Below are 22,657 nucleotides of genomic sequence, written 5' to 3'. Positions count from 1 at the left end.
CGGGTGTCGCGAAAGCCACTTTCGAGACATGTGACGTCCCGAAAGTGGCTTTCGCGACATGCCCGAGGCGAGCCGGTCGCCCCAGATGGTGGCGAGGGCCTCCTTGCCTGCCCTGAAGGTAGGGAAGGAGGCCTTCGCTACCCCGCCGACGCGGCTTGGTGAGCCCCAACCGCCTCGGGCGGGTTGCGAAAGCCACTTTCGCAACGTTGGAGGTTGCGAAAGTGGCTTTCGCAACACCCGGGAACGACATGCCGAAAACATTCTTACCGAATCAAGAAGGCTTAAGCACATTATCGATGAAAGCGAACATTTCCTCGTCGTTCGCCGATTCGAGTTTTCCGTCGATTTCCTCGGCCGCGTCTTCCCCGCCTTGAAGCGTGCCCAGAAGGGCCCGCAGCCGGGCGGTGAGCCGGGCTCGTTCGGCCTCTCCGGGGTCGGCCGCGGTCAGCGCGGCGGCGAACCGGTCGAGTTCGGCGTCGAGGCCCGGTCCGGCGGTCTCGGTGGCCAGTTCGGCCGCCAGGTGGGCCGCGAGCGCTCCGGCGTTGGGCCGGTCGAAGACGAGCGTGGGCGGCAACCGCAGCCCGGTCGCCTCGGCGAGCCGGTTGCGCAGTTCCACGGCGGTCAGCGAGTCGAAGCCCAGTTCGAGGAACCCGCGGTCTTCGGCGATCGCGTCGGCCGATTCGTGCCCGAGCACGGCCGCCACCCGGACCCGCACCACCTCCAGCAGCAGCCGGACGCGTTCGGCCTCCGGTTTCCCGGCGAGGTCGCGTTTCAGCGCCTCGGCCGTGCCCGACGCCTCCCCCGACCGTCGCGCGGGGACGCGCACCAGGCCGCGCAGCAGGGCCGGGATCTCGGTGGCCGGGCGGCCCCGGAAGGCGGTCAGGTCGATTTTGGCGGGGAGGAGCAGCCCGTCCGCGCCGGCCACGGCGGCGTCGAACAGCGCCAAGCCTTCCTCCGTGGACAGCGCGGTGACACCCGCGCGGGCCATCCGACGGACGTCGGTGTCGTCGAGTTCACCGGTCAGCTTGCTGCGTTCCGCCCAGAAACCCCAAGCGAGGGACACACCCGGCAGCCCCTCGGCGCGACGCTGGAGCATGAGGGCGTCGGCGTAGGCGTTCGCCGCGGCGTAGCCCGCTTGCCCCGGGTTGCCGAACACGCCGGCCGCCGAGGAGAACACGACGAACTTGCGGACCGGCCCGGCGAGTTCGTGCAGCACGCGGGCGCCATCGGCCTTCGGGGCCAGCACGGTGCCGAGCCGATCCGGGGTCAGGCCGTCGACGAGCCCGTCGTCGAGCACGGCCGCGGCGTGCACCACCGCGGTCACCGGATGGGCGGCCAGCAGGGCGCGCACCGCCGCCGGGTCCGCGACGTCGCAGGCCGCGACGGTGACCTGGGTGCCCCGCTCCGCCAGGTCCGCGATCAGGTCTTCCGCGCCGGTGCCCGTCCGCCCGGTCAGCACCAGTCCGCGTACACCGTGCCGGACGGCGAGATGCCGGGCCAGCGCCTGCCCGAGCCGTCCGGTGCCACCGGTGATCAGCACGACGTCGTCGGGCGTCCAGTCCGGTTCACCCGCGTCGGCGGCCGCGACCCGCGCGAGCCGCGGTACCAGCGGTTTGCCGTCGTGGACGGCGACCTGCGCTTCCCCGGTCGCCAGCGCGGTCCGGACCTCGTCGTCCGTCCGCGCGTCGATCAGCACGAACCGGCCCGGATGCTCGGCCTGGGCCGACCGCACCAGACCCCAGACCGCGGCCGTCACCGGATCCGGCGACGCGCTCGCCACCGCACCCGACGTGAGCACGACGGTCGTGGCCGTCGAATCCGCCTGGATCCGCTTCAGGACCTCCTCCAGGACCGGCCGCAGTTCGCCTTCGGGACAGCGCCACACCACCGGCTCTTCCGGCGACGGCGACCCCACCGGAGCGGGGACCCAGTCGAGCCGGAACAGCGAATCCCGGTGGCGTCCGAGCTGGGCCGGGGAGATCGGGCGCAGGCCCAGTTCCCCGACGGTCAGCACGGGCGTACCGCTGTCGTCGGCCACGGTGAGCGAGCCGCCGTCGGCTGTCGGGGTGAGCCGGACCCGGAGTTTCGACGCACCCGTGGCGTGGAGGGTCACGCCGGACCAGGTGAACGGCAGACGCACGGTTTCGTCCCGGGCGCCGAGGCCGAGGGTGTGCAGGGCCGCGTCGAGGAGGGCCGGGTGCACACCGAAGCGGTCCGCCGCCTCACCCGCGGGCAGGTCGACTTCGGCGAACACATCGTCGCCCTGGCGCCAAGCCGCGCGCAGCCCCTGGAACACCGGGCCGTAGGCGAGGCCGAGTTCGGCGAAACGGTCGTAGAGATCGGACACCGGCACCTCGGAGGCGCCGGGAGGCGGCCACTCAGCGAACGACACCGTCGAGGGCGTGCCCGCGAACAGCGTGCCTTGGGCGTTGCGGGTCCAGGGTTCGTCGGAGTCCTCCGGCCGTGAGTGCACGGACACGGCACGGCGGCCGCGCTCGTCGGGCTCCCCGAGCACGACCTGCAGCGCCACGGGCCCGTCGAGGACGAGCGGGGCTTCCAAGGTCAGCTCGTCGACGCCGTCGCAGCCGGTCTCCCGTCCCGCGCGCAGGACGAGTTCGACGAACGCCGTACCCGGCAGCAACACGGTGTCCAGGACGGCGTGGTCGGCGAGCCAGGGCTGCGTTTCCGGCGAGATCCGGCCGGTGAGGACGAGGCCGTCGCCGTCCGCGAGCGGCAGGGCGGCGCCGAGCAGCGGGTGGTCCACCACCGTCTGCCCGAACGCCGACGCGTCCCCGCTCGTGGTGCCCACTTCGAGCCAGAACCGCTTGCGCTGGAAGGCATACGTCGGCAGGTCGACCCGTTCGGCCGGCGGCAGCACGGCCGACCACGAGGGACTCAGGCCCTGCGTGTGGGCTTCGGCGAGCGACGCGACGAACCGCTCCGCACCACCCTCGCCCCGCCGCAAACTCCCCAGAGCGACGGCGTCTTCGCTGATCCCAGGAACCAGCACCGGATGCGGACTCGTCTCCACGAAGAACCGGAAACCATCCTCCAGCAACCGATCCACCGTCGCCGCGAACTGCACCGTCCCCCGCAGATTCCGGAACCAATACCCAGCATCCAATTCCAGAAGCTCATCGGTCACCGTCGAATAAAACGGGATCACCGGCGCCTGCGGCGAAATACCCGCCAACGCCGACAAGACCTCCCGCTCGATCGCATCAACATGCGCCGAATGCGACGCGTAATCCACCGGGATCCGCTTCGCCCGCACGTCCAGCAGCTCACACCGCTTGACCAACGCATCCAGACCCGCAACGTCGCCGGACACCACCACCGCCGCGGGACCGTTCACCGCAGCCACCGACACACCCTCAGGCTGCAACTCCCGAACACGATCCTCCGAGGCAGCAACCGACACCATGCCACCAAGCCCCGACAACGCCAGAATCGCCTTACTCCGCAAACACACAACCCGCGCAGCATCATCCAACGACAACGCACCCGCCACACACGCCGCCGCGATCTCACCCTGCGAATGACCCACCACCGCAGCAGGCTCAACACCACACGCCCGCCACAACCGCGCCAACGACACCATCACCGCGAACAACACAGGCTGCACCACATCAACCCGCTCCAACGCAGCCGCATCCGACAACACATCAGACAACTTCCAATCCACAAAGGACGAAAGCGCCACCTCACACTCAGCCATCGACTCCGCGAACACCGGAGCAGCCAACAACAACTCCTCCGCCATCCCCACCCACTGCGAACCCTGACCCGGAAACACGAAAACAGCCTTACCCGCCTCGGCGGTACCGGTCAGGACCCGCGCGGCGGGTTCGCCCTCGGCGAGGGAACGCAGGCCGCCGAGCAGTTCGCCGAGATCTTCGGCGAGCACGACCGCCCGGTGCTGCAACGCCGACCGTGTGTCGGCGAGGGCTCGCGCGATGGCCTTCGGCGACGGCTCGCCTGTCAGATATCCAGCCAGCTTCGAAGCCTGGGCGGCCAAAGCCTCTTCACTGCGACCGGAAAGCACGAACGGCAAAGCCGCGGAGTCGAGCACACGAGTGTCCACAAGAGACTCTGCTTCGACGGCAGGCGCCTGCTCCAGGATCACGTGCGCGTTGGTGCCGCTGATCCCGAACGACGAGACCCCGGCCCGGCGGGGTTCCCCGGTCTCCGGCCATGGCTGTTCGCCGGTCAGCAGCGAAACCTCGCCCGCCGACCAGTCCACATGCGACGAAGGAGCATCGACGTGCAGAGTGCGTGGCGCGATCCCGTGCCGGATGGCCTGCACCATCTTGATCACCCCGCCGACCCCGGCCGCGGCCTGCGTGTGCCCGAGGTTCGATTTGAGGGAACCCAGCAGCAGCGGGCGTTCCCGATCCTGACCATAGGTCGCCAGCAGCGCCTGCGCCTCGATCGGGTCGCCGAGGGTGGTGCCGGTGCCGTGTCCCTCGACGACGTCCACCTGCCCCGGCGCGAGCCGGGCGTCGGCGAGCGCCTGGCGGATGACCCGTTGCTGAGCGGGACCGTTCGGTGCGGTGAGCCCGTTCGACGCGCCGTCCTGGTTGATGGCGCTGCCCCGCAGTACGGCGAGGATCTGGTGGCCGTTGCGCTGGGCGTCGGAAAGCCGTTCCACCAGCAGCATTCCGACGCCTTCTCCCCAGCCGGTGCCGTCGGCCGCGTCGGCGAAGGCCTTGCAGCGGCCGTCGGCGGCGAGCCCGCGCTGACGGCTGAAGTCGACGAACGCGGCGGGATGGGTCATCACGTTCACCCCGCCGACGAGGGCGAGCGTGCATTCCTCGCGACGTAAAGACTGCGCGGCGAGGTGCAGCGCGACCAGCGACGACGAGCACGCCGTGTCGACCGAGACCGCCGGTCCCTCGAGGCCGAGGGTGTAGGCGATCCGGCCGGAGGCGACGCTGCTGAAGTTCCCGTTGCCGAGATAGGGCTCCAGCTCCGGCGGGATGTCGGTGAGCACGCCGGTGTAGTCGTTGTGGATGACGCCGGCGAAGACGCCGGTGCGGCTGCCACGCAGGGTCGCCGGATCGATCCCGGCGCGTTCCAGCACCTCCCAAGCCGCTTCCAGCAGCAGCCGCTGCTGCGGATCCATCGCCTGGGCCTCACGTGGTGAGATCCCGAAGAACGCGGCGTCGAAATCCCCGGCGTCGTAGAGGAATCCGCCTTCGGAGACGTAGGTCTTGCCCGGGGTGTCGGGGTCGGGATCGAAGAGCCCGCCCAGATCCCAGCCACGGTCGCCGGGGAACTCCGACAACGCGTCGGTCCCCGAGGCGACCAGGTCCCACAGCTGTTCGGGCGAGCGGACCCCGCCGGGGAAGCGGCAGCTCATCCCGACGACGGCGATCGGCTCGTGCCCGGCCTCCTCCAGCTCGACCAGCCTGCGCCGCGCGCGCCGCAGCTCACCGGTCGCCCACTTCAGGTTCTCCAGCAGTTTCTCATCGCCCGACACGGGTCACGACCTTCCGAATTCCTTGTGCAAGATGTCGAACAGCTCGTCGGCGCTGGCGTCGGCCAGGTCGCCGTCACCCTCGTCCGCGGCCGGGCCTCGGGTCTCGGTCCACCGGGCGAGTACCGCGCGCAGCCGGTCGGTGATCCGGTCCGCGGTCTCGTCGTCGGTGACCGCCGCGGCCAGCGCGGTCTCCAGCCGGTCGAGGTCGGCCAGCACCGCCACCTCGGGCTCTGCGCCCGCCGGTTCGCCCAGTTCCACCAGCAGATGCCGGGCCAGCGCGGCCGGGCTCGGCTGATCGAAGACCAGCGTGGACGGCAGCCGCAGCCCGGTCGCCGCGCCGAGCCGGTTGCGCAGCTCGACCGCGGTCAGCGAGTCGAAGCCGAGGTCGCGGAAGGCCAGCTCCGGGCCGACCTTGGCGACCGACGCGTGGCCGAGCGCGGCCGCGGCGTGCGAGCGCACCAGATCCAGCAGGAACGGCTCCCGGTCCGCGGCGGGCAATGCAGCCAGCCGCTGGGCGAGCGACGGCCCGCTCGTGGCGGCCGCTCCCGCGACCCGTTTGGCCGGAGCGCCCGCGAGAACCCGCAGCAGGGCGGGCACTTCGGTCTGGCCTCGGAGCGCGGCGGTGTCCAGATGCACGGGCACCAGCGCCGCGACGTCCCGTTCCCCCGCCGCGTCGAACAGCGCGAGACCGTCCACAGAGGACAGTGGGCTGACCCCGGATCGCTTCATCCTGGCCACGTCCGCCTCGTCGAGGTGGCCGGTCATCGCGCTTCGCTCGGCCCAGAAGCCCCACGCCAGTGCCTGCCCGGCGAGGCCGTCGGCCCGGCGGTGCTGGGCCAGTGCGTCGAGGAAGGCGTTGGCCGCCGCGTAGTTCCCCTGTCCGGCGGCACCGAACGTCGCCGCGGACGAGGAGAACAGCACGAACGCGGCCAGTCCGAGGTCGCGGGTCAGTTCGTGCAGGTGGACCGCGGCGTCGACCTTCGGACGGAAGACGGTGCCGAGCCGGTCCGGGGTCAGCGCCGGGATCAGCCCGTCGTCGAGCACACCGGCGGTGTGCACCACGGCGGTCAGCGGATGCTCCGGCGGTACCGAGCCGAGCAGTCCGGCGACGGCGGCGCGATCGGCGACGTCGCAGGCCACGACGGTCACCGTGGCCCCGAGCCCGGTCAGGTCCGCGACCAGTTCCCGCGCGCCCTCGGCGTCGAGCCCGCGCCTGCTCGTGAGCAGCAGCCGCCGGACGCCGCGCGTGGCCACCAGATGCCGGGCGAACAGACCGCCCAGCACGCCGGTGCCACCGGTGATCAGCACCGTGCCCTCGGGGTCGAGGACGGCGGGCGGTTCCAGCACGATCTTGCCCGTGTGCTTGGCCTGGCTGAGGAACCGGAACGCCTCGGGGGCGCGCCGGACGTCCCACGCGGTGGTCGGCAGCGGCCGCACCACGTCCTTGTCCGCCAGCGCCAGGAGTTCGCCGAGGATCTCCTGGATCCGGTCGTGCCCGGAGTCGATCAGGTCGAACGCGCGGTAGGTGACGCCGGGATGCGCGGCCGCGACCTCGTCCGCGTCACGGATGTCGGTCTTGCCCATCTCGACGAACCGGCCACCTTCGCGCACCAGGCGCAGCGACGCGTCGACGAACTCCCTTGCCAGCGAGTCCAGCACCAGGTCGACCCCTCGGCCGCCGGTGGCTTCGCGGATCTTGTCCTCGAAATCGAGGGTCCGGCTGGAAGCGATGTGGTCGTCGTCGAAGCCCATCGCCCGCAGCGTGTCCCATTTCGCGGGGCTCGCGGTCACGTAGATCTCGGCGCCGAAGTGCCGGGCCAGCTGGACCGCGGCCATCCCCACGCCACCGGCGGCGGCGTGGATCAGCACGGTCTGTCCCGGCCGCAGCTCACCGAGGTCGGCCAGGCCGACATACGCGGTGAGGAACGCGACGGGCGCCGACGCGGCCTCGGTGAACGACCAGTCGTCCGGGACGGGCGCGATCAGCTTCCGGTCGGCGACGGCGACCGGGCCGAACGACGCGTCGAACATGCCCAGCACGCGGTCGCCCGGCGCCAGATCGGTGACGCCGGGGCCGGTCTCGGTGACCACGCCCGCGCCTTCCCCGCCGATGCCTTCCTGCCCCGGGACGAGCCCGAGGGCCACCACGACGTCCCGGAAGTTGAGCCCGGCCGACTGCACGGCGATACGGACCTGCCCCTCGGCGAGCGGAGCCAGGAGGTCGGGCCGGTCCCGCAACACCAGGTTCTCCAGGGTGCCGCCGCCGAGGGTGTCGACGGTCCACGCGCGGCTGCCTGGGGGCGGGACGAGCGCGGTGTCGGCGGACGCTTTGACCAGCCGGGCGCCGAGCACCGTTCCGGCCCGCACCGCGAGCTGGGGCTCGTCGAGCGCGAGCGCCTCAGCCAACCCAGTCTCGGAGCCGTCGGTGTCGAGAAGACCGAACCGGCCGGGGTTCTCCGCCTGCGCCGTGCGCACGAGACCCCAGACCGTCGCGGTGGCCGGGTCGGACATCGGTTCGTCCGCGGTCACCGAGACCGCGCCCGAAGTCCGGAACACCAGCCTGGCGCCGGAGAACCGGTCGTCCGCCAGCCAGTTTTGGACGAGCGCCAGCGCTTCCCTCGCGGCGACGTGCGCGCCCTCGGCGAGGTCGCCGGTGACGGGTGCGCAGGTCGTGACGACCACATCGGGTTCCGGCCGGCCCGCGTCGAGATCCGCCGCGAGCTCCGCCAGGTCTGCGCAGTCTTCACCGAGCACGACGATCGACGGCGCGAGGACGTCCTTTGTGGACAGATCCGTCCATTGGACCTGGAACAGCGAATCCGCCGGATCCCGCCGGGCACCGGCGAGCTGCGCCTCGGCCACCGGCCGGAACACCACGGAGCCGATCGAGGCGACCGGCGCCCCGGCGGTGTCGGCGAGGTCCACCGTCACCGCGTCCTCCCCGGCGGGGGAAAGCCGGACGCGCAGGCTCGGCGCGCCGACGGCCGACAGCGAGACCTCGTTCCACGCGAACGGAAGCCGCAGTTGCCCATCGTCGGGGAGCAGCCCGAAGCCCAGTGCGTGCAAGGCGGCGTCGAGGAGCGCGGGGTGCAGGCCGAACGCGGCGGCCTCGGCGATCCGGTCCTCCGGGAGGGCGATCTCGGCGAACACGTCGTCGCCCCGGCGCCACGCGGCACGCAGCCCGCGGAACGCCGGACCGTAGCCGTAACCCAGTTCCGCGAGGCCTTCGTAATGGCCGTCGAGGGAGATCGGTTCGGCTCCCGCGGGCGGCCACTGGGTCAGGTCCGCCACGGACGTCTCCCCGTCCGCGGCGAGCAGGCCGGTCGCGTGCCGAATCCAGTCCGTACCACCGGTTTCGTCCCGGGAGTACACGGCGACCTCGCGGGTGCCGTCGTCAGCGGACGCTCCGACGGTCACCTGCAGCCGCGCGCTCCCGGACTCCCCGAGGACGAGCGGCGCCTCGATGGTCAGTTCGGCGATCCGGCCGCAGCCGGTGCGCTCCCCGACCGTGAGCGCCAGATCCACGAGCGCCGCGCCGGGCAGCAGCAGCGCGCCTCCGACGGCGTGATCGGGCAGCCAGGTCTGGTTCCGCGCCGAGATCCGGCCGGTGGCCACCAGGCCGTCGCTGCCGGCCAGCGGGACGACGGCCCCGAGCAGCGGATGCCCGCCGTCGTCCAGACCGGCCTGTCCGGGGTCGGCGGAAGACCGCGTCCGCAGCCAGTAGTGCTCGTGCTGGAAGGCGTAGGTCGGCAGGTCGACGCGGGATCCGGGGGCCAGCGCCGCCCAATCCGGGCTGAGGCCGTGGACATGGGCTTCGGCCAGCGAGGTGAGGAACCGGAGCGGCCCTCCCTCGTCCCGGCGCAGGCTGCCGACCGCGACGGCGCGTTCTCCCGCGTCCTCGGCGGTGTCGGCGATCCCGGTGACCAGGACCGGATGCGGGCTCGCCTCGACGAAGAACCGGAACCCGTCGTCGAGCAGCCGCCGGACGGCCTGTCCGAAGTGGACGGTCCCGCGCAGGTTCCGGAACCAGTACGCCGCGTCCACCACCGGATCGAGCGGCTCGCCAGCCACCGTCGAGTAGAACGGGATCTCCGGAACACGCGGCTCGATCCCGTCGAGCGCGGTCAGGACGTCCTGTTCGATGGCATCGACGTGCGCCGAATGCGACGCGTAGTCCACCGGGATTCGCTTGGCACGCAGTCCGTTCTCCTCGCAAGCGGCCATCAGCGCGTCCAGACCGGCGACGTCACCCGACACCACCACGGACGCGGGACCGTTCACCGCGGCGAGCGACACACCCTCGGGCAGCAGCTCGCGGACCCGGTCTTCGGGAGCGGCGACGGAGACCATGCCGCCCCGGCCCGAAAGCGCCGTGATCGCCTTGCTTCGCAGGCAGACCACCCGCGCCGCGTCGTCGAGCGACAGCGCGCCGGCGACACACGCCGCCGCGATCTCGCCCTGCGAGTGCCCGACGACGGCGGACGGCTCGATGCCAGTGGCACGCCATAGCCTGGCCAGCGACACCATCACCGCGAACAAGGCGGGCTGCACGACGTCGACCCGCTCCAGCGCGGTCGCGTCCGAGAGCACCTCGGTCAGTTTCCAGTCCACATAGGACAGGAGGGCCGCTTCGCACTCGGCCATCGACTCGGCGAACACGGGTGTGGACGCCAGTAGCTCGGCCGCCATCCCGGCCCACTGCGACCCCTGACCGGGGAAGACGAACACCGGTTTCCCGCTGGTCGCGATTCCGGTCACCACCGAACCCGACGGCTCACCCGCGGCCAGTGCGGCCAACCCGGCGATCGGGTCTTCGCCGACGACGACGGCCCGATGCTCCAAGGTGGTCCGCGCGGTCGCCAGCGAATACGCCACGTCCACCGGGCGTTCGCCGGTCAGGAAGGACTTCAGCCGTGCCGCCTGCGCGGCCACGGCCTCGGGCTCCTTGGCCGACAGCGGCCAGGCGACGACGTCACCGAGCAGCCCCGATGCCGGTTCGTCCCGTGTCTCGGCCGCTTCGGCCTGTTCGAGGACGACGTGCGCGTTGGTACCGCTCATCCCGAACGACGACACCGCCGCTCGGCGCGGGCCGCCGGTCTCCGGCCACGGGGTCGGCTCGGTCGCGAGCTCGACCCGGCCCGCCGCCCAGTCGACCCGCGATGTCGGCGTGTCGACGTGCAGTGTGCGCGGCAGCGTCCCGTGCCGCATCGCGAGCACCATCTTGATCACTCCAGCGACACCCGCCGCCGCTTGCGTGTGCCCGATGTTCGACTTGACCGAACCGAGGAGCAACGGCCGTTCCCGGTCCTGGCCGTAGGTCGCCAGCAGCGCCTGCGCCTCGATCGGGTCGCCCAGCGTGGTCCCGGTTCCGTGCGCTTCGACGGCGTCCACTTCGGACGGTTCGAGTCGCGCGTTCGCGAGTGCCTGCCGGATCACCCGCTGCTGCGAAGGGCCATTCGGCGCGGTGAGGCCGTTCGACGCGCCGTCCTGGTTGACCGCGCTGCCCCGCAGCACCGCGAGCACCGGATGCCCGTTGCGGCGAGCGTCGGAAAGCCGTTCCACGAGCAGCATTCCGGCGCCTTCACCCCAGCCCGTTCCATCGGCGCCGTCGGCGAACGCCTTGCAGCGACCGTCGGCGGCCAACCCACGCTGACGGCTGAACTCGACGAACGTGCCCGGCGTGGCCATCACGGTCACCCCGCCTGCCAGCGCGAGCGAGCATTCGCCCTGCCGCAGCGCCTGCGCCGCCAGATGCAGCGCGACCAGCGACGACGAACACGCCGTGTCGACGGTGACCGCGGGACCTTCGAGCCCGAAGGTGTACGAAACGCGGCCCGAGGCGACGCTCGCCGAGGTGCCGGTGGCCAGGTAGCCCTCGACCCCGTCGGGGACCTCCGCCGAACCGGACACGTATTCGTTGTCCATCACCCCGGCGAACACGCCGGTGCGGCTGCCGCGCAACGTGGCCGGATCGATCCCGGCACGTTCGAACGCCTCCCACGACGTCTCCAGCAGCAACCGCTGCTGCGGATCCATCGCCAGCGCCTCGCGCGGCGAGATCCCGAAGAAACCCGCGTCGAACTCCCCGGCGGTTTCCAGGAAAGCGCCTTGGCGGGTGTAGGAGGTGCCCCGGCGGTCCGGGTCGGTGTCGAACAGCCGCTCCAGGTCCCAGCCGCGGTCGGCGGGGAACTCACCCAGCGCGTCCCGGCCGTCGGCCAGCAGCGCCCAGAGCCGTTCGGGGGTGTCGGCGTGGCCGGGGAAGCGGCAGCTCATCGCGACGATCGCGATCGGTTCGTCGGCCGTCACCGCCGCCTGTCCGGTCTCGGGCCCGCCCTGCGCACCCAGGACGCCCTCGCCGATGTGGGTGGCGAGTGCTTCCGGGGTCGGATAGTCGAAGATCAGCGTCGCCGGCAGCCGCAGCCCGGTGGCGGCGGTGAGCCGGTTGCGCAGTTCGACGGCGGTCAGGGAGTCGAACCCGATCTCCTGGAAGGACCGCGTGGCCTCGACCGCGTCCGCCGCGGTGTGCCCGAGCACGGTCGCGGAATGGGTGCGCACGAGGTCGACCAGCAGGGTCTCCCGGTCGGCGACGGGCACCGCGAGGAGCCGGTCCCGCAACGAGTCCGCGTCACCGGTGGTCCCGGCGGACGCGGCGCGGCGTACCGGGCCGCGGGCGAGTCCGCGCAGCAACGGCGGAAGGCCGTCCGCGCCCATCGCGGTGACGTCCAAGCGCATCGGCACCAGCACCGGTTCCGCCAGCGCACCAGCGGCGTCGAAGAGCTCCAGACCATCCTGTGTGGACAGTGCGGCGCTACCGCTCTGGGCCATCCTGGCCAGTTCGGCCTCGCCGAGCGTCCCGCCCATGCCGCCCGTTTCGGCCCACAGACCCCACGCCAGCGATCGCGCGGGCAGCCCGTGCACAGCGCGCCGGACGCTGAGCGCGTCCAGGAAACCGTTCGCGGCGGCGTAGTTCGCCTGTCCGGCGTTGCCGAAGACTCCGGCCGCCGAGGAGAAGACGACGAACTCGGCGAGATCCGCGCCAGTGGTCAGTTCGTGCAGGTTCAGCGCCGCGTCGACCTTCGGCCGCAGCACCTTCGCCAGCCGCTCCGGGGTCAGCGAGCCGACGAGACCGTCGTCGAGGACACCCGCCGTGTGCACCACGCCGGTCAACGGATGCGCGGCCGGGATCCCGGCGAGGACGGCGGCGAGCGCGTCGCGATCCGCCGCGTCGCACGCCTCGACCGTCACCGACGCGCCCGCTTCGGTGAGTTCGGCGACCAGCTCGGGTACGCCCGGGGCGTCATGCCCGCGCCTGCTGGTCAACAGCAGCCGCCGGACGCCGCGTTCGCGCACCAGATGCCGGGCGAAGAGCGCGCCGAGGGCGCCCGTTCCCCCGGTGACGAGCACGGTGCCGTCCGGATCGAGTGCGACGGGCATGGTCAGCACGTTCTTGCCGACATGCTTGGCCTGGCTGAGGAAACGGAACGCGTCGGGGCCGCGCCGGACGTCCCAGGCGGTGACCGGCAACGGCGTCAGGGCCCCGGCCGCGAACAGCTCCAGCAGCGCGGCGAGCATCTCGTGGATGCGTTCGGGTCCGGCGTCGATCACGTCGAAGGGGTGGTACTCCACCCCGGTCTCCCCCGGTTCGCGGATGTCGGTCTTACCCATCTCGGCGAACCGCCCGCCCGGGGCCAGCAGCCGCAGGGATGCGTCGACGTAGTCGCCGGCCAGCGAGTTCAGGACGACGTCGACCCCGCGTCCGGCGGTGGCGGCGCGGAACTTCTCCTCGAAGCCGAGGTCACGGGAGGACGAGAGGTGGGTGTCGTCGAAACCGTTGGCGCGCAAGGTGTCCCACTTGCCCGGACCGGCGGTGCCGAACACCTCGGCCCCGGCGTGACGGGCCAGCTGGGTCGCGGCCATGCCGACGCCGCCCGCCGCCGCGTGCACCAGGATCGACTCTCCCGCTTGGAGCCGCGCGAGGTCGAACAGGCCGTAGTAGGCGGTGAGGAACACGATCGGGACCGAGGCCGCCGTGGCGAACGACCAGTCGTCCGGCATCTTCGCCAGCGTCCGGTGGTCGGTGACGACCTGGGGCCCGAAGCCGTTCGACATCAGGCCGAACACGCGGTCGCCGACGTCGAGTCCGGTGACACCGGGCCCGATCTCGGTGATCACGCCCGCGCCTTCACTGCCGAGCGTGGCCGCGCCCGGGTACATGCCCAGCGCGATCAGGACGTCGCGGAAGTTGAGGCCGGCGGCCCGCACCGCGATCCGCACCTCGCCCTCCGCCAGTGGCGCGACCGCTTCGGGCGACGGCACCAGGGCGAGGTTCTCCAGGGTGCCGCGGCCGGTGGTGTCCAGCCGCCAGGCGCCCTCAGGCGGGGTCAGTTCCGTGGACGAGGCGGTGGTGGCCAGCCGCGGTGCGAGAGCCCGGCCGTCGCGTAGAGCGAGTTGCGGCTCGTCGACGGCCAGGATCCGGCCGTCGGGCAAGGTCTCGGCGTCGACCAGCACGAACCGCCCGGGGTTCTCCGACTGTGCGGCACGCACCAGTCCCCAGACCGCGGCGTGCGCGAGGTCGGTCACCGCTTCGCCGTCGCCCGCGGCGACCGCGCCCCGGGTGTGGACGACGAGCGGACCGTCCGGCTCGTCTTCGAGCCACCGCTGGACGATTCCGAGGACGGCGGCCGTCGTCTCGTGGACACGCTCGGCCGTGTCGCCGCCGCGCGGCACGGAGAAAACGGACTCCGCGGGCAGGGCTTCGCCGGTCTCCGGGAGCGGGACCGGACGCCAGCCGACCCGGTAGAGCGAGTCGTGTCCCTTGCGCGCCAAGGCGTCGCCCGAGATCTCGCGCAGCGTCAACTCTTCGGCTGAGACGACCGGGCGGCCGGTGCCATCGGCGACCAGGACCTCGAACCCGTCGGGACCGGACGGCCGCAGCCGGACACGGAGCCGGGTCGCGCCCGCGGCGTGCAGGCGTACGCCGGACCAGGCGAACGGAAGCCGCGTGCCGTCGTCGCCGCCCGCGACGCCGAGGGTGTGGAGCGCGGCGTCGAGCAGCGCCGGATGGACACCGAACCGAGCGGCGTCGGCGTGCTGTTCCTCCGGGAGTTCGACCTCCGCGAACAGGTCTTCACCCGCTCGCCACGCCGCCCGGAGGCCACGGAACGCGGGGCCGTACTCGAGACCGGTGGCGGCGAGGCGCTCGTAGACGTCACCCACCTGGACGGCTTCGGCGTTCTGCGGCGGCCAAGTCGTCAACCCGGCCGGTTCGACGGCTCCGGCGGCCGAAAGCAGACCGGTGGCGTGCGGCTGCCACTCGTCTTCGCCTTCCTGGCGCGAGTGGATCTCGACGGTCCGGCGACCGGTGTCGTCGGCCGTGCCGACCAGCACGGACAGCTGGGTCGCACCGCGTTCGGGCAGGACGAGCGGCGCTTCGAGGGTCAGGTCTTCGAGGTGGCCGCAGCCGGCCTCGTCTCCCGCGCGCAGGGCGATCTCGACGAACGCGGTGCCCGGCAGCAGAACCACGCCGCCGACCCGGTGTTCGGCCAGCCACGGCTGGGCGTGCCCGGACAACCGGCCGGTGAGCAGGAACCCACCGTCGCCCGGCAGGGCCGCGGCCGCGCCGAGCAGCGGGTGATCGGTGGTGCCGAGCCCGGCGGCGGTGACATCGCCCGCCGCGCCGCCTGCCGAGGAGAGCCAGAAACGGCGGTGCTGGAAGGCGTACGTGGGCAGGTCGACGAGCTTCCCGCCGCCGAGCAGGGCCGCCAGATCGACGTCCACGCCGTGGGCGTGCAGGCCCGCGACCGCCGTCAGCAGCGTCTCCACCTCCGGACGGTCGCGCCGCAGGGCCGGGACGACGACCGCGTCCTCGGCGCTTTCCTTGGCCATCGCGGTCAGGACGCCGTCCGGCCCGATCTCCAGGAACCGCGTGACACCCTCGGCTTCCAGGAACTTGACCGAATCGTGGAACCGCACCGCGTCACGGACATGACGGACCCAATAGTCCGAAGTGGACACATTGGCCAAGCCACCCGACACGATCGGAATCCGCGGCGTCGCGAACGTCAGGCTGTCTGTGACCGCGCGGAACTCGTCGAGCATCGGCTCCATCAGCGGCGAGTGGAACGCATGGCTGACGGTGAGTCGCTTGCTCTTGCGGCCCTCGAAATGGGAGACCACCGCGGCGACGGCGTCCTCGTCACCCGAGACCACCACCGACTCCAGACCGTTGATCGCCGCCAACGAAACCCGCTCGGTGAGCAGCGGTGTCACCTCGGCTTCGGTCGCCTGCAACGCCACCATCGCGCCGCCGGTAGGCAAGGCCTGCATCAACCGGCCGCGCGCCGACACCAGCTTGGCGGCATCATCGAGGGAAAGCACGCTCGCGACGTGGGCGGCCGCGATCTCGCCGACCGAGTGCCCGGCGAGGAAGTCCGGCCGGACACCCCAGCTCTCCACCAACCGGAACAGCGCCACCTCAAGAGCGAACAACGCGCACTGCGTATTGGCGGTCTGGTTCAGCTCATCCGACGACAAGTCCCTGAGCGGCTGCTCGAACCGGGAACACACCTCGCCATAAGCCTCGGCGAACACCGGGAAACGCTCAGCCAGCTCAAGCCCCATCCCGACCCGCTGACTGCCCTGACCGGTGAACAGGAAAGCCGTCCGGCCCTCGGTCGCGCGACCGGTGACGGCGAGGTTTTCCAGTCCGGCCAGCAGGGTTTCGCGGTCTGCGGCCACGACGGCCGCCCGGTGCTCCAGTGCCGCGCGGGTGGTCGCCAGCGAGAACGCGACGTCGGACAAGGCAGCGGGCGTCTCGGCGAGGAAGTCCCTCAACCGCGACGCTTGGTCGTGCAGGGCCGCTTCACTCCCGGCGGACAGGACGAACGGCGCCGGTCCCTCACCGGCTTCGGCGGCCTCCACCGGAGCGGGCCCCTGCTCCAGGACGATATGCGCGTTGGTCCCGCTGATCCCGAACGACGACACCGCCGCGCGCCGGGGCCGTCCGGCGTCCGGCCAGGGCCGCGCCTCGGTCAGCAGCGAGACCGCACCCGCCGTCCAGTCCACATGAGACGACGGTTCGGTGACGTGCAACGTCTTCGGCAGCACCCCGTGGCGCATCGCCTCGACCATCTTGATCACGCCCGCCACCCCGGCGGCGGCCTGGCTGTGCCCGATGTTCGACTTGATCGACCCGAGCCACAGCGCGGCGTCCTCCCGGCCCTGGCCGTAGGTCGCCAGCAACGCCTGCGCCTCGATCGGATCGCCCAGCGTGGTCCCGGTCCCGTGCGCCTCGACGGCGTCCACTTCGGACGGTTCCAGACGCGCGTCGGCCAAGGCCCGCCGAATCACCCGCTGTTGCGAAGGACCGTTCGGCGCGGTCAGTCCGTTGGACGCGCCGTCCTGGTTCACCGCGGAACCCCGGACGACGGCCAGGATCCGGTGCCCGTTGCGCTCGGCGTCCGAGAGCCGCTCCACGAGCAGCATGCCGACACCTTCGGACCAGGACGTGCCGTCCGCACCGTCCGAAAAGGACTTCGAGCGGCCGTCCGGCGCCAAGCCTCGCTGACGGCTGAAGTCGACGAACGTCTCCGGGGTGGCCATCACGGTCACCCCGCCGGCCAGCGCGAGCGAGCATTCGCCGCGCCGCAACGCCTGAGCTGCCAGATGCAGGGCCACCAGCGACGACGAACATGCGGTGTCGACGGTGACGGCCGGGCCTTCGAGGCCGAAGGTGTAGGAAACCCGCCCGGACAGCACACTTCCGGAGTTGCCGGTGCCGAGGTAACCCTCGACGTCGTCGGGAACGACCGTGGCACCGGTGAGGTAGTCGTGGTACATCTGCCCGGCGAAGACGCCGGTGTCGCTGCCCCGCAGCGTTCCGGGGTCGATCCCGGCCCGCTCGAAGGCCTCCCACGAGACCTCCAACAGCAGCCGCTGCTGTGGGTCCATGCCCAGTGCTTCACGCGGCGAGATCCCGAAGAAACCGGCGTCGAAATCGCCAGCCTCGTGGAGGAATCCGCCCTCGCGCACGTAACTCTTCCCCGCCTTGCCGGGGTCCGGGTCGTAGAGTCCGTCCACGTCCCAGCCGCGGTCGGCCGGGAAGAGCGAGATGCCGTCGCGGCCCTCCGCGACCAGCCGCCAGAGGTCCTCCGGTGAGGCGACCCCGCCGGGGTAACGGCACGCCATGCCGATGATGGCGATCGGCTCGTCGGCCGCGGTCGCGGTCGTGGGCCGCCGGACCGGGACGTCGGGCGCGGCGCCGAACAGTTCGGCGGCGAGCAACTCCGCGAGCGCCTTCGGGGTGGGGTGGTCGAACACCGCGGTCGCCGGAAGCCGGAGCCCGGAAACGGCGTTGAGGCCGTTGCGCAGTTCCACCGCGGTCAGCGAGTCGAAACCCAGTTCCCGGAACGGGCGGGCCGGTTCGACGGCTCCGGCGTCCCGATGGCCGAGCACGTCGGCGACCTGGCCGCGCACCAGCGCGAGCAGTTCCCGGTCCCGTTCCTCGGCGGGCAGCGACGCCAGCCGGTCACGCAGTTCCCTCGCGGCGGGGGCGGCCGACGCGGTTCGCCGGGATTTCCCGGCGAAGGCCCGCAGGAGCGGGACGTCCGTGACACTCGTGCGCAGGGCGGGCACGTCGAGCCGCATCGGCACGAACAGCGCTTCCTCCGCGCCCACGGCGAAGTCGAAGAGGGTCAAGGCGTCGGCGGCCGGGAGCGGAAGCAGGCCGGAACCGGCCATCCGCGCGCGATCGGTCCCGGCGAGCGCGCCTGCCATCCCGTCGCCGGTCTCCCAGAGCCCCCACGCGAGCGAGGTCGCGGGCAGTCCGCGTTCACGGCGGCGCGCGGCGACCGCGTCGAGGGCGGCGTTGGCGGCGGCGTAGTTGGCCTGTCCCGCGCTGCCGAGCACACCGGCCGCGGAGGAGAAGAACACGAGGTGGGCGTCGCCGGCCAGTTCGTCCAGCAGGAGTGCGCCATCCACTTTGGACCTGAACACGGTTTCGAACCGGTCCGGGGTCAGATCGGCGAGCAGGCCGTCGTCGAGCACACCCGCGGCATGGACGACCGCGGTCAGCGGAACGCCGTCGAGTAACGCCGTCAGCTGGTCGCGGTCCGCGACGTCGCAGGCGACGATCCGAGCCTGGGCGCCGAGGTCCGCCAGTTCGGCGGCCAGCTCGTTCGCGCCTTCCACGGCGGGACCGCGGCGGCCGGCGAGGATCAGGCTCCGCACACCGCGTCGCGTGACGAGGTGACGGGCGAGTTCGGCGGCGAGCGCGCCGGTGCCGCCGGTGATCAGGACCGTTCCGTCCGGATCCCAGCCCGGTCCGGTTTCACCACCGCGCACCGGGGTGAGCCTCGGGACACGGACCTCGCCCTCGCGCACGACGGCTTCGGTCTCGCCGGAGGCCACGATCCCGGCCAGCAGGCCGTCCGTGAGCGTGGTGGGGTCGTCGGCGTCTACGAGCACGAACCGGCCGGGGTACTCCTCCCGCGCCGAACGCACCAGCCCCCAGACCGCGGCCTGCGCCGGATCGGTGAACGCGCCGCTGGTCAGGAACACCACGGGATCCTCGCCCGGCTCCACGGCGATCTCCCAGGCGTGCGCGGTCGCGTGCCGGACGTCGGCGAAGTCCACAAAGGACTCCACAGTCGGTGCTTCTGCTCCCGCGGGCACCGTCACCGGCGTCCAGGTGACGCGGAACAGCGAGTCGCGGGGAAGCGAGGCGGCCGCGGCGGCCGGAGCCCGCAGGCTGAGCGAGCCGACCGACAGCACCGGAGCTCCGGCGGGATCGGTCGCGAAAACGGAGACGGCGCCGTCACCCGCCGGGCTGAGACGGACCCGGAGCACCGTCGCGCCGTCGGCGTGCAGGCGGAGATCCGACCAGGCGAAGGGGATCTCCAGTCCCCGCGACTCGCCGACGCCGATGGCGTGCAACGCGGAGTCGAACAACGCGGGATGGATACCGAAGGTGCCAGGGGTGTCGTCCACCTCGACCTCGGCGAACACGTCGCCGTCGCGGGTCCAGACGGCACGGACACCCTGGAAGGCAGGACCGTAGCCGAGCCCTTCGGCCCTCAGGTTCGGGTAGAAGTCTTCGAGGTCGACCGGCTCCGCGCCCGTGGGCGGCCATTCGGTCATCTCGTCCTGTGTGGACAATGCAGCACCGAGGACGCCGGAAGCGTGCCGCACCCAGACGTCGTCGTCCTCCGGCCGGGCGTGCACGGTGACCGAGCGCCTGCCCTGTTCGTCCGCAGCGCCGACGGCGACCTGCAGCTGGACGCCGCCCTTCTCGGGCAGCACCAGCGGCGCTTCCAGATTCAGTTCCTCGACGGCTTCGCAACCGGCCTCGTCGGCGGCCGCGAGCGCGAGTTCCGCGAACGCGGTGCCGGGCAGAAGGACGTTTCCGCCGACGACGTGGTCGGCCAGCCACGGCAGCGTGCTCAGCGAGATCCTGCCCGTCAGGAGGATCTCGTCCTCACCCGCCGGCCGGACGGCGGCGGCGAGCAGGGCGTGCGGCGACGCGTCCAGCCCGGCGGCGGAGACGTCGCGGGGAGCGGCACCGGATTCGAGCCAGAAGTGCTCGTACTGGAACGGATACGTGGGCAGATCGACGCGCCGGGCACCGGCGAACAGGGGCGCCCAGTCGACCTCGGCCCCATGGACGTGCAGTCCGGCGACCGCCGTCAGCAGGGTCGTCACCTCGGGGCGATCCCGTCGCGAAGCCGGGAGGACGGCCGCGTCCTCGGCGCTTTCCTTGGCCATGGCGGTCAGGACGGCGTCGGGCCCGATCTCCAGGAACCGCGTGACGCCCTCGGCCTTCAGGAATTCGATCGACTCGTGGAACCGCACCGCGTCACGGACGTGCCGTACCCAATAGTCCGAAGTGGACACTTCGGCCAAGCCGCCGGACACGATCGGGATCCGCGGCTCGGCGAAGGTCAGCCCCTCCACCACCGCGCGGAAGTCGTCGAGCATCGGCTCCATCAACGGGGAGTGGAACGCGTGACTCACCGTGAGGCGCTTGCTCTTGCGTCCCTCGAACTGGGAAACCACGGCGGCGACAGCGTCTTCGTCACCCGAGACGACCACCGACTCCGGACCGTTGATCGCGGCCAGCGACACCCGCTCCGTCAGCAACGGAGTCACTTCGGCCTCAGTCGCCTGAAGAGCCACCATCGCGCCGCCGCTCGGCAACGCCTGCATCAGACGACCACGAGCCGACACCAACGTCACCGCGTCGTCCAGCGACAGCACACCCGCGACGTGGGCCGCCGCGATCTCCCCGACGGAATGCCCCGCCAGGAAGTCCGGCCGGATGCCCCAGCTCTCCACCAAACGGAAGAGCGCCACCTCGTACGCGAACAACGCGCACTGCGTGTTCGCCGTCTGGTTCATTTCCTCGGCGGACAGCTCCGCGATCGGTCGCTCGAATCGCGAGGAGACGTCGTCGAAGGCCTCGGCGAACACCGGGAAGCGCTCAGCCAGCTCATGACCCATCCCGAGCCGCTGGCTGCCCTGGCCCGTGAACAGGAACGCCGTCCCGCCGTCCGTCGCCCGCCCTTCCAGCAAAGTAGCGGTGAGCAAGTCGTCCAGCGTGCCGACGACGGCGGCCCGGTGTTCCAGCGCGGTCCGCGTGGTGGCCAGCGAGAACGCCAGGTCCGCCGCCGTGACCTCCGAATCCCGCGCGAGTTCCCGCACGCGTGCCAGCTGCTCGCGCAGGGCGGCTTCGGTCTTGCCGGACAGCACGAACGGCACCGGCCCCGCGAGCGTGGAGGGCGGTTCTTCTTCCGCGGCGGGCTGTTCGAGGACGACGTGCGCGTTGGTCCCGCTGATCCCGAACGAGGACACCGCGGCGCGCCGGGGGCGATCCGTCTTCGGCCACGGCTCGGCTTCGGTCAGCAACGAGACCGCGCCCTCGGACCAGTCCACATGGGACGTCGGCGTGTCGACATGCAGGGTCTTCGGCAGCACACCGTGCCGCATCGCCTCGACGAGTTTGATGATCGACGCGACCCCGGCCGCGGCCTGGCTGTGCCCGATGTTCGACTTCACCGAACCGAGCCAGAGCGGGGTGTTCCGGTCCTGGCCGTAGGTGGCCAGCAAAGCCTGGGCCTCGATCGGGTCGCCGAGCCGGGTCCCCGTGCCGTGCGCCTCCATGGCGTCCACATCGGACGGTGCGAGCCGCGCGTTCGCCAGCGCCTGCCGGATGACCCGTTGCTGGGAAAGACCGTTGGGCGCGGTGAGCCCGTTCGAGGCGCCGTCCTGGTTCACCGCGGATCCGCGGACGACGGCGAGGACGCGGTGCCCGTTGCGCCGGGCGTCGGAGAGCCGCTCGACGAGCAGCATGCCCGCGCCTTCGCCCCAGGCGGTGCCGTCGGCGGCTTCGGCGAACGCCTTGATCCGCCCGTCCGCCGCGAGCCCGCGCTGACGGCTGAAGTCCACGAACGCCGCCGGGTTGGCCATCACGGTCACCCCGCCCGCCAGCGCGAGCGAACATTCACCCTGTCGCAACGCCTGTGCCGCCAGATGCAGCGCCACCAGCGACGACGAACACGCCGTGTCGACCGTGACCGCCGGGCCTTCGAGCCCGAAGGTGTAGGAAACGCGCCCGGAGGCGATGCTCGCGAAACTCCCGTTGCCGAGATACGGCTCGAGATCCGCGGGCGGCGTGCCCGCGATGGCCGAGTACTCGTTGTGGATGACGCCCGCGAACACGCCGGTCCGGCTGCCCCGCAGGGAATCCGGGGCGATCCCCGCGCGTTCGATCGCTTCCCAGGAGATCTCCAGGAGCAACCGCTGCTGCGGGTCCATCGCCAGCGCCTCGCGCGGCGAGATCCCGAAGAACGCCGGGTCGAACCGGGCGGCGTCGTGCAGGAAACCGCCTTCCCGGACGTAGCTCTTGCCCGGTTTGCCCTGCTCGGGGTCGTAGAGCCCGTCGAGGTCCCAGCCGCGGTCGGCCGGGAATCCGGTGAGGCCGGTGCGTTCCCCGGCGACCAGGTCCCACAGTTCCTCCGGCGAGCGGACCCCGCCCGGGTAACGGCAGGCCATGCCGATGATCGCGATGGGCTCGCCGGTCAGGCGCCGGTTCTCCCCGCGCAGGCGGTCGGCTTCCTTCAGCGCCGCCCGCAGGGCCTCGACGACCTTGTTCTCGGATGTGGACATCGCAGCTCCAGGGTG

At 71.9% G+C, this 22,657-nt stretch carries 2 protein-coding genes; both read right to left on the bottom strand.

What is annotated here, in order from left to right; all coding sequences use genetic code 11:
• Positions 1 to 271 precede the first annotated feature (271 nt).
• Positions 272 to 5,482 carry a type I polyketide synthase gene (locus tag AMK34_RS38570; RefSeq protein WP_073848703.1) on the bottom strand — a complete coding sequence of 1,737 codons (5,211 nt, stop codon included), beginning with the start codon at positions 5,480 to 5,482 and terminating at the stop codon, positions 272 to 274.
• Positions 5,483 to 5,485: 3 nt separating this feature from the next.
• The gene (locus tag AMK34_RS38565) at positions 5,486 to 22,642 is read right to left on the bottom strand and encodes a type I polyketide synthase (RefSeq protein ID WP_073848701.1); all 17,157 of its coding nucleotides are present in this window, start codon (positions 22,640 to 22,642) and stop codon (positions 5,486 to 5,488) included.
• Positions 22,643 to 22,657: the final 15 nt, after the last annotated feature.

Origin of the sequence: Amycolatopsis sp. CB00013 (assembly GCF_001905755.1) — a bacterium.
Lineage (GTDB): Bacteria > Actinomycetota > Actinomycetes > Mycobacteriales > Pseudonocardiaceae > Amycolatopsis > Amycolatopsis japonica.
The sequence above is the reverse complement of the archived record's forward strand: the minus strand, read 5'-3'. Positions and strand labels throughout refer to the sequence as shown.

Coding starts and splice junctions, on each gene's coding strand:
- AMK34_RS38565 (WP_073848701.1), bottom strand. CDS start 22,642: ATGTCCACATCCGAGAACAAGGTCGTCGAGGCCCTGCGGGCGGCGCTG.